The 13,974-nt window shown below is 52.5% G+C and carries 16 protein-coding genes; 9 read left to right on the top strand and 7 right to left on the bottom strand.

The features are described from left to right. Window positions 1-318: 318 nt before the first annotated feature. The gene (gene gmhB, locus ABIE10_RS15515) at window positions 319-885 is read right to left on the bottom strand and encodes a D-glycero-beta-D-manno-heptose 1,7-bisphosphate 7-phosphatase (RefSeq protein ID WP_016151783.1); all 567 of its coding nucleotides are present in this window, start codon (window positions 883-885) and stop codon (window positions 319-321) included. Window positions 886-1,074: 189 nt separating this feature from the next. Here gmhB and metN point away from each other — a divergent pair, with 189 nt between their 5' ends. From metN to ABIE10_RS15480, 7 genes are all read left to right on the top strand, one after another. Next, window positions 1,075-2,106, top strand: coding sequence for a methionine ABC transporter ATP-binding protein MetN (gene metN / locus ABIE10_RS15510; protein WP_016151782.1), 1,032 nt, complete (start codon window positions 1,075-1,077; stop codon window positions 2,104-2,106). After that, complete coding sequence (locus ABIE10_RS15505; RefSeq protein WP_003018471.1) at window positions 2,099-2,752, top strand: methionine ABC transporter permease MetI; 654 nt, start codon at window positions 2,099-2,101, stop codon at window positions 2,750-2,752. The genes metN and ABIE10_RS15505 overlap by 8 nt, the downstream gene beginning before the upstream one ends. Before the next feature lie 44 nt (window positions 2,753-2,796). Next, the gene (gene metQ, locus ABIE10_RS15500; RefSeq protein ID WP_006686809.1) at window positions 2,797-3,612 is read left to right on the top strand and encodes a methionine ABC transporter substrate-binding lipoprotein MetQ; all 816 of its coding nucleotides are present in this window, start codon (window positions 2,797-2,799) and stop codon (window positions 3,610-3,612) included. A 116-nt stretch (window positions 3,613-3,728) separates the two neighbouring features. After that, a complete protein-coding gene (rcsF, locus tag ABIE10_RS15495; RefSeq protein ID WP_016151780.1) occupies window positions 3,729-4,133 on the top strand; it encodes an Rcs stress response system protein RcsF in 405 nt (134 codons plus the stop codon). Beyond that, the gene (gene tsaA / locus ABIE10_RS15490; protein WP_429156242.1) at window positions 4,130-4,837 is read left to right on the top strand and encodes a tRNA (N6-threonylcarbamoyladenosine(37)-N6)-methyltransferase TrmO; all 708 of its coding nucleotides are present in this window, start codon (window positions 4,130-4,132) and stop codon (window positions 4,835-4,837) included. The genes rcsF and tsaA overlap by 4 nt, the downstream gene beginning before the upstream one ends. 113 nt (window positions 4,838-4,950) lie before the next feature. After that, a complete protein-coding gene (gene proS / locus ABIE10_RS15485; protein ID WP_279265257.1) occupies window positions 4,951-6,669 on the top strand; it encodes a proline--tRNA ligase in 1,719 nt (572 codons plus the stop codon). Between the two features lie 52 nt (window positions 6,670-6,721). After that, complete coding sequence (locus ABIE10_RS15480) at window positions 6,722-7,546, top strand: YaeF family permuted papain-like enzyme (protein ID WP_053389214.1); 825 nt, start codon at window positions 6,722-6,724, stop codon at window positions 7,544-7,546. A 47-nt stretch (window positions 7,547-7,593) separates the two neighbouring features. Here the strand turns inward: ABIE10_RS15480 and nlpE are convergent, their stop codons facing one another. From nlpE to ABIE10_RS15465, 3 genes are read right to left on the bottom strand one after another with little or no spacing between them, the layout of a single operon-like run. Then, window positions 7,594-8,295, bottom strand: coding sequence for an envelope stress response activation lipoprotein NlpE (gene nlpE, locus ABIE10_RS15475; protein ID WP_087121852.1), 702 nt, complete (start codon window positions 8,293-8,295; stop codon window positions 7,594-7,596). Between the two features lie 30 nt (window positions 8,296-8,325). Continuing rightward, entirely contained in the window at window positions 8,326-8,748 is a 423-nt protein-coding gene (gene arfB / locus ABIE10_RS15470; RefSeq protein ID WP_016151775.1) for an alternative ribosome rescue aminoacyl-tRNA hydrolase ArfB, read from the bottom strand. Next, window positions 8,745-9,290, bottom strand: a complete 546-nt coding sequence (locus ABIE10_RS15465) for a YaeQ family protein (protein WP_429156240.1) — start codon at window positions 9,288-9,290, stop codon at window positions 8,745-8,747. Before ABIE10_RS15465 ends, arfB begins: the two co-directional genes overlap by 4 nt. 188 nt (window positions 9,291-9,478) lie before the next feature. Between ABIE10_RS15465 and ABIE10_RS15460 the strand changes: the two genes are divergently transcribed. Both ABIE10_RS15460 and rof read left to right on the top strand, forming a co-directional pair. Then, window positions 9,479-9,679 (top strand): YaeP family protein, encoded by a 201-nt coding sequence (locus ABIE10_RS15460; protein WP_003018499.1) that lies wholly within the window; start codon window positions 9,479-9,481, stop codon window positions 9,677-9,679. Next, a complete protein-coding gene (rof, locus tag ABIE10_RS15455; RefSeq protein ID WP_047417117.1) occupies window positions 9,666-9,926 on the top strand; it encodes a Rho-binding antiterminator in 261 nt (86 codons plus the stop codon). The genes ABIE10_RS15460 and rof overlap by 14 nt, the downstream gene beginning before the upstream one ends. A gap of 54 nt (window positions 9,927-9,980) precedes the next feature. Here the strand turns inward: rof and tilS are convergent, their stop codons facing one another. From tilS to ldcC, 3 genes are all read right to left on the bottom strand, one after another. After that, window positions 9,981-11,273 (bottom strand): tRNA lysidine(34) synthetase TilS, encoded by a 1,293-nt coding sequence (gene tilS, locus ABIE10_RS15450; protein ID WP_204552765.1) that lies wholly within the window; start codon window positions 11,271-11,273, stop codon window positions 9,981-9,983. A 61-nt stretch (window positions 11,274-11,334) separates the two neighbouring features. Beyond that, window positions 11,335-11,724 (bottom strand): VOC family protein, encoded by a 390-nt coding sequence (locus ABIE10_RS15445; protein WP_016151771.1) that lies wholly within the window; start codon window positions 11,722-11,724, stop codon window positions 11,335-11,337. A 66-nt stretch (window positions 11,725-11,790) separates the two neighbouring features. Further along, window positions 11,791-13,929, bottom strand: a complete 2,139-nt coding sequence (gene ldcC, locus ABIE10_RS15440) for a lysine decarboxylase LdcC (RefSeq protein WP_046275340.1) — start codon at window positions 13,927-13,929, stop codon at window positions 11,791-11,793. Between the last annotated feature and the right edge of the window lie 45 nt (window positions 13,930-13,974).

Raw genomic sequence — 13,974 nt, 5'->3', positions numbered from 1 at the left:
CTCAGAGACTTGGTATTCATTTTTCGTCTTGCGACGTTAAGAATCCGTATCTTCGAGTGCCCACACAGATTGTCTGATAAATTGTTAAAGAGCAGTTGCGACGCGCTTTAGCGCTCTGTCGCGAGGTGGCGTATATTACGCTTTCCTCTTTCAGAGTCAACCCTCATTTTCAGGTTTTTCTCTTCAACCGAACCGGCTGTTTGTGTGAAGTGATTCACATCCGCCGTGTCGATGGAGGCGCATTATAGGGAGTCGACTCAGGAAGACAAGCGGAAAAATGCATTTTTGTTTCAACCGCTCACCTTTTATCCATTGCGCTTACTTTTGCTGCTTTTTTATCGCCATTGGCAGGTCTGCCAGACTGTTTATGACCAAATCTGCCGCATTTTCTGCTTCCGGCGTAACAGGTTTACCCGTGCGCACCAGAACCTTCGTTCCAACATTCGCCGCTGCTGCTGCCTGCATATCTTCTATCTTGTCGCCTACCATATAGGAAGCGGCCATATCGATATGCAGGAAGTCTCGGGCGGAGATCAACATTCCAGGATGCGGTTTACGACAGTCGCAGACCTGACGATACTCTTCTACTGTGCCCTGCGGATGATGCGGGCAATAGTAGATACCATCCAAATCAACGTCGCGATCGGCCAGCGACCAGTCCATCCATTCGGTCAACGTTTCAAACTGTGCCTCAGTAAATTTGCCACGAGCGATACCAGACTGGTTTGTCACGATAATGAGCGCGTAACCCATATTTTTAAGTTCACGCATGGCATCAATAACGCCGTCGATAAACTCGAACTCGTCAATCTCATGTACGTAACCGTGGTCCACATTAATGGTGCCGTCGCGGTCGAGAAAAATTGCGGGTACAGATTTTGCCACCTTTTATAGCTCCTGAATAAGGCATGTGGCTCTAGTATCGCATGTTTCGGCGGGCAAGAAAGTGCTCATCGTGCAAAGCTAGATTGATTTAGACGTCTGGATGCCTTAACATCCATCTTGTTGACGGCTTCGACCGTCCCAGACAGACGAAAATGCCACGGCTAACTTAATTACGATAATAAATAACCAATGATTAAACTTTCGAATATCACCAAAGTGTTCCAGCAGGGGACTCGCACCATTCAGGCGCTAAATAAAGTCAGCCTGCACGTTCCTGCCGGGCAGATTTATGGCGTCATTGGCGCCTCCGGTGCCGGTAAAAGTACGCTCATTCGCTGCGTTAACTTACTTGAACGCCCAACCGAAGGCAGTGTTCAGGTTGGCGGTCAGGAGCTGACGACGCTTTCTGAATCCGAGCTGACCAAAGCTCGCCGTCAAATCGGCATGATTTTCCAACACTTTAACCTGCTCTCTTCCCGTACCGTGTTTGGCAACGTCGCGCTGCCGCTGGAACTGGATAACACGCCAAAGGAAGAGATCAAACGCCGTGTAACAGAACTGCTGGATTTAGTCGGCCTTGGCGACAAGCACGACAGCTACCCGGCCAACCTTTCCGGCGGACAAAAACAGCGAGTGGCGATTGCGCGTGCGCTGGCCAGCAATCCAAAAGTGTTGCTGTGTGATGAAGCCACCAGCGCACTTGATCCGGCAACAACCCGCTCGATTCTGGAATTATTGAAAGACATTAACCGTCGTTTGGGACTCACCATTCTGCTGATTACCCATGAGATGGACGTTGTAAAACGCATTTGTGACTGCGTGGCGGTCATCAGTAATGGTGAGCTGATTGAGCAGGACACCGTCAGCGAAGTGTTCTCTCACCCGAAAACGCCGCTGGCACAGAAATTTATCCAGTCCACGCTACACCTGGATATCCCGGAAGATTATCTGGAACGTTTAAAAGCAAAGCCAGAAGCCGACAGCGTGCCAATGCTGCGCATGGAATTCACCGGTCATTCGGTTGATGCGCCATTACTTTCTGAGACGGCCCGTCGCTTTAATGTGAATAACAACATTATTAGCGCGCAGATGGATTACGCCGGCGGCGTGAAGTTCGGCATCATGCTGACTGAAATGCACGGCACACAGGAAGATACACAAGCGGCCATTAACTGGTTGCAGGAACACCATGTAAAAGTAGAGGTACTGGGTTATGTCTGAGCCGATGATGTGGCTACTGGTTCGCGGCGTATGGGAAACGCTGGCAATGACCTTTGTGTCCGGTTTTTTTGGTTTTGTGATTGGCCTGCCGGTTGGCGTGTTGCTGTACGTAACGCGGCCGGGGCAAATCATTGAGAACGCGAAGCTCTACCGCACGCTCTCTGCACTGGTGAATATTTTCCGTTCCATCCCGTTCATTATCTTGCTGGTGTGGATGATTCCGTTCACCCGCATGATCGTTGGCACCTCTATTGGGCTGCAGGCCGCTATCGTCCCGCTGACCGTCGGCGCCGCGCCGTTTATCGCCCGTATGGTGGAAAACGCGCTGCTCGAAATCCCGACCGGGCTGATTGAAGCCTCTCGTGCAATGGGTGCCACGCCGCTGCAAATTGTACGTAAGGTATTACTACCAGAAGCACTGCCTGGACTGGTCAATGCGGCCACCATCACCCTTATCACGCTGGTGGGTTATTCCGCGATGGGCGGTGCCGTCGGTGCCGGTGGTCTTGGCCAGATTGGTTATCAGTACGGTTATATTGGCTACAACGCTACCGTCATGAATACAGTGCTGGTATTGCTCGTCGTTCTGGTTTATTTAATTCAGTTATCCGGCGATCGCATCGTCCGGGCTGTCACGCACAAATAACGTTGCACACAACACTAAAAACTCATTAAGAAAAGGAAATAAGCATGGCGTTCAAATTCAAAACCTTTGCGGCAGTTGGAGCCCTGATCGGTTCTCTGGCACTTGTGGGTTGCGGTCAGGATGAAAAAGATCCTAACCACATCAAAGTGGGCGTTATTGTTGGCGCAGAGCAGCAGGTCGCAGAAGTCGCGCAGAAAGTGGCTAAAGAAAAATACGGTCTGGACGTTGAGCTGGTCACGTTTAACGATTACGTCCTGCCTAACGAAGCACTGAGCAAAGGCGATATCGATGCTAACGCCTTCCAGCACAAACCGTATCTGGATCAACAGATCAAAGATCGCGGCTACAAACTGGTTGCCGCAGGTAATACTTTTGTTTACCCGATTGCGGGCTACTCTAAAAAAATCAAGTCACTGGATGAGTTGCAGGAAGGCTCTCAGGTCGCGATTCCAAACGATCCGACTAACCTTGGCCGCTCCCTGCTGCTGCTGCAAAAAGTGGGCTTAATCAAACTGAAAGACGGTGTTGGTCTGCTGCCGACCGCGCTGGACGTGATTGAAAACCCGAAAAACCTGAAGCTGGTTGAACTGGAAGCGCCGCAGCTGCCGCGTTCCCTGGACGATGCACAAATCGCACTGGCGGTCATCAACACGACCTACGCCAGCCAGATCGGCCTGACCCCGGCTAAAGACGGTATCTTTGTTGAAGATAAAGATTCTCCGTACGTAAACCTGATCGTGACTCGTGAAGACAATAAAGATGCTGAGAATGTGAAGAAATTCGTTCAGGCATACCAGTCTGACGAAGTGTACGAAGCAGCAAACAAAGTCTTCAACGGCGGTGCTGTTAAGGGCTGGTAATTTTAGGCTGTTTCCAGAATCTGTAATATCATCAGGACGGGCGCTTGCCCGTCTTGTCATTTATGCAAGCACCTGATTCAATATCTGACGTTTAGATCATTCATTGAGGAAATATTATGCGTGCTTTACCGATCTGTTTAGTAGCACTCATGCTGAGCGGCTGTTCTATGTTAAGCAGATCCCCTGTTGAACCCGTTCAAAGCACCGCTACCCCGCCTAAAGCGGAGCCGGAAAAACCCAAAGCACCGCGCGCGGCGCCGGTAAGAATCATTACTAACGCTGAAGATTTAGTTGGCAAACCGTTCCGCGATCTCGGCGAAGTCAGCGGCGAATCCTGCCAGGCATCCAACCAGGATTCTCCACCGAGCATTCCAACCGCACGCAAACGCATGCAGATTAACGCATCTAAAATGAAAGCAAATGCGGTATTGCTGCACAGTTGCGAAGTAACCAGCGGAACGCCGGGTTGCTATCGCCAGGCGGTTTGCATCGGTTCTGCACTGAACATTTCGGCGAAATGAGCCATTTTCAGTTCGAGCAAATAGGCCTTATCCGCTCACCTTATAAAGAAAAGTTCGCCGTTCCACGCCAGCCTGGTCTGGTGAAAAGTGCCAGCGGTGAACTGCATTTGCTCGCACCTTATAACCAGGCCGATGCCGTTCGCGGCCTGGAAGCCTTCAGCCATTTGTGGGTGATTTTTGTTTTTCACCAGACAATGGAAGGTGGATGGCGTCCAACCGTGCGCCCTCCCCGTCTTGGCGGCAATGCCAGAATGGGCGTCTTTGCCACGCGTTCAACGTTTCGTCCGAACCCTGTTGGCATGTCGTTGGTTGAGCTGCGGGGCATCCGTTGCCATAAAGAGCATGTAATCCTTGAGCTCGGCGGGCTGGATCTTGTTGATGGCACGCCGGTAGTGGATATAAAACCGTATCTGCCGTTTGCCGAATCGCTGCCTGATGCTCGCGCCAGCTATGCTCAGGACGCGCCGCAGGCCAGTGTAGACGTGACGTTCAGTGAAGAGCTCGCTGAGCAACTCCCAAAGCTCGAACAGCGTTACCCGCATCTTCGTCAGTTTATTGCCGAAGTGCTGGCGCAGGATCCGCGTCCTGCCTACCGTAAAAACGAGGAAGAAGGCAAAACCTATGCCGTCTGGTTGCTGGACTTTAACGTCCGCTGGCGCGTGACGCCGTCAGGATTTGAGGTCTTTGCTCTGGAAGCCCGCTAATTTGCATCGCGTACTCTTTTGACATCCCCTTCTCGCTGGTAAACTAAACCACTTTTGTTTTGTGCCAGGCTCATTTTGAGCCTGTTCGATCGTTCAACTGGAACCGTAACAACATGCGTACTAGCCAATATCTGCTCTCCACTCTGAAGGAGACACCTGCCGACGCCGAGGTCATCAGCCACCAGCTGATGCTGCGCGCCGGGATGATCCGCAAGCTGGCCTCCGGGTTATATACCTGGCTGCCGACCGGCGTGCGCGTCCTGAAAAAAGTCGAAAACATCGTGCGTGAAGAGATGAACAACGCCGGTGCGATCGAGGTGTTGATGCCGGTCGTTCAGCCTTCTGAACTGTGGGAAGAGAGCGGCCGTTGGGAACAATACGGCCCGGAACTGCTGCGTATTGCTGACCGTGGCGATCGTTCGTTCGTACTCGGCCCAACGCATGAAGAAGTGATCACCGACCTGATCCGTAATGAGCTGAGCTCTTACAAACAGCTGCCGCTGAATTTCTATCAGATCCAGACCAAATTCCGTGACGAAGTGCGTCCGCGCTTCGGCGTGATGCGTTCCCGCGAATTCCTGATGAAAGATGCCTACTCTTTCCACACTTCTCAGGAATCTCTGCAGGAAACCTACGACGCGATGTACGCTGCGTACAGCAAAATCTTCAGCCGTATGGGGCTGGATTTCCGTGCGGTACAAGCGGATACCGGTTCTATCGGCGGCAGCGCCTCTCACGAATTCCAGGTGCTGGCGCAGAGCGGTGAAGACGATGTGATCTTCTCTGACTCTTCCGAGTATGCGGCAAACATCGAGTTTGCCGAAGCTGTTGCACCGAAAGAACCGCGCGCCGCTGCAACGCAGGAAATGACGCTGGTTGATACGCCGAACGCTAAAACCATCGCCGAGCTGGTTGAACAATTCAACCTGCCTATCGAGAAAACCGTGAAAACCCTGCTGGTGAAAGCGGTTGAAGGCAGCAGCTACCCGCTGGTTGCGCTGCTGGTTCGTGGCGATCACGAGCTGAACGAAGTCAAGGCGGAAAAACTGCCGCAGGTTGCCAGCCCGCTGACCTTCGCCACCGAAGAAGAAATTCGTGCGCTGGTTAAAGCAGGTCCAGGATCTCTGGGTCCGGTGAACATGCCGATTCCGGTGGTTATCGACCGTACCGTTGCGGTAATGAGCGATTTTGCTGCCGGTGCCAACATCGACGGTAAACACTATTTCGGTATCAACTGGGATCGTGACGTGGCCACCCCGGAAGTGGCTGACATTCGTAACGTGGTCGCCGGCGATCCAAGCCCGGATGGCAAAGGTACGCTGATGATCAAACGCGGTATCGAAGTGGGCCACATCTTCCAATTGGGTACCAAGTACTCTGAAGCGATGAAAGCCGCCGTTCAGGGAGAAGATGGTCGTAACCAGACGCTGACCATGGGCTGCTACGGTATCGGGGTCACTCGCGTTGTGGCTGCCGCGATTGAACAGAACTACGACGATCGCGGCATTGTATGGCCAGACGCCATTGCCCCGTTCCAGGTTGCTATTCTGCCGATGAACATGCACAAATCCTACCGTGTGCAGGAGCTGGCTGAGAAGCTGTACGCGGAGCTGCGCGCGCAGGGTATTGAAGTGCTGATGGACGATCGTAAAGAGCGTCCAGGCGTGATGTTTGCTGATATGGAGCTCATCGGTATTCCGCATACCATCGTGCTGGGCGACCGTAACCTCGACAACGACGATATCGAATACAAATACCGTCGTAACGGCGAGAAAGAGCTGATTAAAACCGGCGACATCGTCGACTACCTGGTCAAAGCTATTAAAGGCTAATACCAGCACAAGGCCCTGAGGATCAGGGCCTTTTTTACATGGATTGTATAAAATGGCTAAACCAACGGCGTATTACCGCCTGCTCCTCCCCTTCGTTCTTCTGCTTTCAGCCTGCACGATTGACGTCAGTCAGCAAAATTCATCAGCAACCGCTGTTGATGCCCAGGCAAAGAAATGGGAGATAAAACTCCAGCATCAAAGCTCATTTACCGATCAAGCGCTGCATGAAATTACGGATACCGACCTCCGGCCGGGCGACCTGCTGTTTTCCTCTAGTCTTGGGGTGACCTCATTTGGTATTCGCGCGTTCAGCACCTCTTCTGTCAGCCATGTCGCCGTTTACCTTGGCGATAATGAAGTTGCCGAAGCGACCGGGGCGGGAGTACAAATCATTTCGCTTAAAAAGGCTGAAAATCACAGCGATAAGCTTTTTGCTCTGCGGGTCCCCAACCTCACACCGCAGCAGGCCGAAGAAATCAAAACATTCGCTTATAAAATCAAAGATAGCGGCTATAACTACCGCGGCATCGTCGAATTTATTCCGTTTATGGTGACCCGGCAAATATGTTCATTGAATCCTTTCTCAGAGGATTTTCGCCAGCAATGCGTCAGTGGGCTGGCAAAAGCACAGTTGAACAATACCAGTGAAGGAGAAAAGAAGGCGTGGTTTTGCTCCGAATTCGTAACCGATGCGTTTGCCACAGCCGGGCACCCGCTAACAATGGCGCAGCCGGGTTGGATTAGCCCTTCCGACCTGATGCATATGCGCGAAGGTGACATTTCCGCGTTTAAGTCTGAAACGCAGCTACAGTATATCGGCCACCTGAAGTTAGGGATTTATATCAAAACCAGCCGTTTTGTTGGATTGATCCGATAAGGAAAAACTGTCCGGGCGATCGCCGGACGGTTTTTATAAGCTGCAGATTAATCATCGCAACTCTGGCCAGGGATAAACTTAATTTCTTTATCCGCTCTTAAGGTTTTCACTGGTGTGCCCGTATCAGGATTTTCTTCCATCGTGAAGTGCCCTTCCACAGTAAGCAGAACTGCCTTATCCGTTGCACCACGCGCAGTCAGATAATCTCGCTCCAGTTGTGCATTGTTCGCGACAGAGACTCTTTTACCCGTCGCACAATCAGTGAAGGTTGCCGCGTCAGCCATATAGAAGTACATCCCCCGCATCGGCATTGGCGTCACCGGTAAGCTGGCGGAAACTGGCTCAAGCGTGTAGTTGAACTGTGACTCAATCGGGTTACCTTCACGATCGAGCATCTCCAGCGCTTCACCTTTTGCCCGGTAGTACGACTTCTCACCTTTGCTGTCAGTCAGCACCAGCTTATCGGCAGTGCGCGCCCATGTACCATAAGAAGCAAAGGAGGACGGTTCATCTCGCACGCCCTGATAGCGTTCATTCATCACCCATGTGCCGTCTTTTTCCAGGAACAGAGAGGTTTCAATTCCTTCGCAGTCCGCGCAAGGCAAAATGCCACGCCAGCTTTGCTGCATCGGTTTTAATTCTGCCGCCCGCGTCGGCTGTAGTACATCGACTTCAGTACGGTTGTTACAGCCGATCAAGGAAAAAAGCGTGCATGCAGCGACCACGGACAATATTGCTGTTTTCACTATGAATTCCTTATAATTTTTTATTCCCGCTCGTCAGTCTTGCGTTCGACGAACTCTCCCACGCAGTGCTTTCACTGTGGATTTTTGCGCCTTCGATGACAACCTGCGCTCTTTCGAGGCGCGCGTAGGACGTGTTGCCTGTCGGCTTTTTTGCACCGCGGTTAATTCTTTTATCACCGCCACCAGTCGGGAGATTGCCGCTTCCCGATTTAGCTCCTGGCTACGGTATTCCTGCGCCTTTATGATAATAACGCCATCGCTGCTAATCAGATGATGGCTGGCGGCCAGCAGACGTTCCTTGTAATACTCTGGCAGGCCTGAGGCCCGAATGTCAAAGCGCAAGTGGATAGCCGTCGAGGTCTTGTTAACGTGCTGACCGCCCGCGCCCTGTGCCCGAATCGCCGTGATTTCCAGCTCACTGTCAGGGATAGAGACGTTTCGGGAGATAACAATCATGAACGCGGCTGCCACGCGGTCAGATGAATTTCCAGATTGTTCTGAGAATCAGACAGCCAGATAGCGCCATCCTGGATAGTTGCCTGCAGCGCCATTGTACGACCAGCAAAATCACTCAGTTGCGCCAGCTGTTCATCATCCAGATACCACACGGTGAGATTTTTAAACCGCGCACACTTGTTCTGGTTTTGCTGCCACCAGATCTGGGCCGCACGGCTGATGTAAGTAAACAGAGCAACCTCACCAGACTGGGTACAGGCTTTTTTAATACGACGCTCATCCGGCAGACCCAGTTCAATCCAGAGATCGATGCCCAGATGGTCGTTACGCAGCCATGCTTCAGGCTCGTCTTCAGCACTCAGGCCACGCGTGAACTGCAGCCGTTCATCGGCATATTTAATCCAGGCCAGCAGGCGCAGCATCATGCGCTCCTGGGTTTCAGAGGGATGACGCGCCAGCGTCAAGGCCGCGTCAAGGAACTGGTTGCGGTCGAGATCCGCTACGTTGACGACGGCTTTATAAATTGTCGCTTTAAGCGCCATGAGAGAACTCCTTTCGAATCAGGCGCTCATTGTAGCGAAAACTGCGGCAAAAGGCTGCTAACAGCTCCTCAATCAAGGCGCTGATATTGCTTGAATGAGTATGGTATAGTCACCTTGCTAAACAGAGTTTATCTTCGTAGGCTTAGACTTGCATCCACGGTTAAGTCAGAGTGCTGACAGGAGGGCATGTGGAAAAATATTGTGAGTTAATACGCAAGCGGTACGCGGAAATCGCCAGCGGAGACTTAGGGTATATCCCGGATGCGCTGGGTTGCGTATTGAAGGTGCTTAATGAAGTGGCGGCAGACAGCGCCCTTCCAGAGTCGGTCAGGGAAAAAGCGGCCTATGCTGCCGCCAACTTACTGGTGAGCGATTATGTCAATGAATGAAACGTATCAACCCATCAATTGTGATGATTACGACAATCTTGAACTCGCCTGCCAGAACCATTTGTTACTGACGCTGGCGCTAAAAGATGGCGAAGTTTTGCAGGCGAAAGCGAATGACCTGGTTTCACGCAAAAACGTGGAGTATCTGGTCGCAGATGTCGCAGGTGAAACCCGGGAGCTTCGTCTCGATAAAATTGCCAGCTTCAGCCACCCGCAAATCGGTACCGTGGTCGTCAGCGAATCTTAGCTTTTCTTGCGCCTTATCAGGCCTAAATGACCAGGCCTGATAATCGCACCGCCATCAGGCATGCCAAATCAGACTCATACCTTCTTCATCTACCGCCGCACCCTCACGCGTCACAAAAACACCCGCAGCCGCAATCAACGTTTCACCGTAAAACAACAACGGCGTGGTATCTCGTCGCCAAGGCGGGATCCCCTGCTCCTGCCAGATTTTCTTTAATTTACGTCCACCGTTACGCCCGACAATATGCAATACGCCTGGCGCTTTAAAACGAATACTGATCGCTTCACCTGCTTGCGGCATGCGCAATTCGCCAGCAGAGATTAGCTGCACCGAGCCTAACCCGGCAGGCAATGTCAACGGCGTTTCCCGACATGACCACGGGATGACGGTTTCGCTTTGCCCGTCGACCGATTTAACCCACCATAGCTGTGACTGATAGCGACGGACCTCATATTCTCCTAGACGAAAACAGGGGGAAGCATCTTCTCGCGCCAACGCCACTTCCTGCCAGATACGTTCCAGCCCGTCCCGGGAAGGCATCGGCGCATTTAACCCCGCCAGCCAGCGACGCAGCAGAGCGGCACGCCGCACGCCACTCATCATCATTAACGGTGCCAGTAACAGTGTGCCTTGAACAGTCACGCAGTCGGCTAAATCGTTGGCCAGCAGTTCATCCAGTAAACTCTCCTGCTCGGCGCACAGCGCGGCGCTGCGGGCTGCGGCTTGCGCGAAGTGCGGCCATCGTTGTTGGAGCAACGGGGTAACGCGCAATCTGAGAAAATTGCGATCGTAGGCATCATCCTGATTACTTTCATCTTCGATCCAGCATAATTCATGCTGTCGCGCCCATACTTCAAGCGCCTCTCGCGTTTGCGCCAGCAGCGGTCGAATCAGTTGGGTTCCGGCAAATGGTGAGCTTTCGCCCATGGCGGAAAGCCCGGCAGGACCACTGCCGCGCTTAAGCGCCAGTAGAAAGGTTTCACACTGGTCGTCGAGATGCTGGGCGGTCATCAGCACTTCACCCGGTAGTAAGGTCTGCGCAAATGCCTGATAGCGCGCGCGTCGCGCCTGAGCTTCGATGCCCAGACCATCATCCTCAAGTTGGACCCGTTCAACCACCAGCGGCACCTGCCACTGTGCGCATACCGACTCACAGTGTTGCACCCAACTGTCTGCCTGCGGGCTTAATCCGTGATGAATATGGATTGCACGCAAGGCAACCTCAGGATTTTGCGCTCGCCACAGTACCAGCTGATGCAGCAGCACGGTGGAGTCCAGCCCGCCGCTAAAGGCGACCAGAATCGATTGAGAATTTAGCAGTGAAGTGTTCAGCGTGAGTGTCGTCATGATGGTTACTTACAAGGGCATTGCCCGGCATATTGCCGGGCTAATGCCACAATGATAAGACTTACAGCTCATACAGTTCGAGCGGTAATCCGTCCGGATCGTTAAAAAACGTAAAGCGTTTGCCGGTAAACGGATCGATACGCACGGATTCGCACTTCACGTGGTGAGCTTCCAGATGCGCGATCGCTTTTTCCACGTCATCTACGCTGAACGCCAGATGGCGTAAACCGCAGGCTTCCGGTCGGCTCGGACGGCAAGGCGGAAATGGAAAAGAAAAAAGCTCAATCACATACTGACCGTTCAATGCCAGATCCCCCTTCCACGAGTCACGTTCTTCCCGGTAGGCTTCGCTGATTAGCGTAAAGCCCAGCACATCACAGTAAAATGCCTTACTCGCCGCGTAATCCGTCGCAATAATGGCAATATGGTGAACCTGTTTTAATCCCAGCATAGCGTCATCGCCTCTTTCGTTTTTCTGCCAGCACGTTACTCGTGCGTAATGGGTTCACGCAAGTCGTCATGCCATTTTTAGGACTCGCACGCGATACACGCCATCTTCACCCAGTTTAGCGCCATGGATATCGGTTTCAAATCCAGGATAGTGATGGCCCACCGAACACAACATCAGCAGAAAATCGAGTACAGCCCGACTTTTGGCCGTGATCATTTCCCCGGGCATCAAGAGCGGCACACCGGGAGGATAAGGCAGAATCATATTGGCAGAAATGCGCCCCACCAGTTGATCGAGCGCCACCGTTTCGACCTCACCTTTGATCTGCCGCTGCCAGGCCTGGTGCGGGGTCATTTTCATTTCCGGTAAGGTATCAAATGCCCGCAGCATCAGCCCGGAGAGATCGTGCTGGCGGATCAGCTTATGGATCCCCTGCGCCAGATCCTGAATACGCATATTACGATAGAAATCGGGATCTTCGGCATACAGATCCGGCAGTATATTTTTCACGCGTAAATTCAGATCGTACGAGCGTTTAAATTCCGTCAGGCCGCGCAGTAGCCCCATCGCCCGGGTTTTATCAATGCCAATACTAAACAGGAACAACAGATTATACGGTCCCGTTTTCTCGACAACGACGCCGCGCTCATCAAGGAATTTCGCCACCAGCGCCGCAGGGATCCCCTCTTCACTCATATTTCCCTGTTCATCCATTCCCGGCGTAAGAATGGTGACCTTCACCGGGTCGAGGAACATATGATCGGCGTCAGCATCAACAAATCCGTGCCAGTCTTCACCAGGCGCTACCGGCCAGCACTCCGCTTCATCTACCCTTTCCGGCTGCCAGATATCAAAGAACCAGCCATCCGACTCTTCGCGTAGCCGCTGCACTTCTTTACGGAAATGCAGCGCCCGCTCCACCGAACGATTGATCAACCGCTTGCCTGAATTGCCACGCAGCATTGCCGCCGCCGTTTCTATCGACGCGACAATCGGGTAGCTCGGGGAAGTGGAAGTGTGCATCATAAAGGCTTCGTTGAACGTCTCTTCGTCGTAGTCGCCCTTAATGTGGATCAGAGAAGCCTGTGATAGTGCCGCCAGCATCTTGTGGGTTGACTGGGTTTCAAAAATCACTTTCCCCGGCACCCGTTCGCCGCTCATCCCGCTTTTCCCCTGATAGATCGGGTGAAAATGGGTATACGGCACCCAGGCAGAATCAAAATGAATGGAGGGCACATCCAGGGTTTGCTTGATCCAGTTGGTGTTATACAACAGGCCGTCATAGGTGGAGTTGGTGATCACCGCGTGTACCGGCCATAGTGCCTGAGGGGTCTCTTCTACCTTGCGTTCAATGCTTGCGCGGGTGAATTCCCGACGAGGTATACCGCCGAGGATCCCCAGCGCATTGCGCGTAGGCTTCAGCCAGATTGGCACCACATCGCTCATCATTAGCAAATGCGCCAGCGACTTATGACAGTTGCGATCAATCAGTAGCGTACTGCCTGAAGGCGCGGCATACATGCCGACAATCTTGTTCGACGTCGAGGTGCCGTTGGTCACCATATAGCTCTGCTCGGCGCCAAAGGTGCGCGCGATATACTCCTCCGCTTCCAGATGCGGGCCGGTATGATCCAGCAGCGAACCCAGTTCAGTCACGGAAATAGACACGTCGGCCTTCAGCGTATTGCCGCCAAAGAAATCATAGAACAGGCAGCCGACCGGGCTTTTCTGATACGCCGTTCCCGCCATATGTCCGGGCGTGCAGAAGGTGTACTTTCCTTCCTTCACATAGGTAAACAGCGCCTTGGTGAAAGGAGGGGTGATGTTATCGAGGTATTCGCTGGTGTACTGACGGATGCGGGTTGCAATATCTTCAGACTGGCCCAGCGCATACTCAAAAAACCACAGCGCCATGCGCAGGTCGTGCGCGCTGACATCCATCGTCGAATGGGTATTAATAAAGGCGTAGAGCGGGAGATACTCGTTGAGCTGGTTGATGTCACTGCACAGATCCAGACTGTATTCATCCCAGTCAAAAATGACACCGCAAATTCGTGGGTTATGTTCGATAAACTTAAGCAGGTCGACGCTATTCTGCGGCCAGATAATCTGAAACCCCTGCTGTTGCAGCGCACGCTCAAGTTCCTTGATGGGCTCATCTTTATAAAAGACGCCATGCGGTCCCATGATGGCAATGATATTCATGCGATCCTCCTGGAAAAACCTTAGTTAATCATAGCCTGGTGAAAC

This window comes from Citrobacter sp. 506 (assembly GCF_050434985.1).
GTDB lineage: Bacteria > Pseudomonadota > Gammaproteobacteria > Enterobacterales > Enterobacteriaceae > Citrobacter > Citrobacter braakii.
Note: the sequence above shows the minus strand (reverse complement) of the source record. Positions and strands in the feature narration are given on the sequence as shown.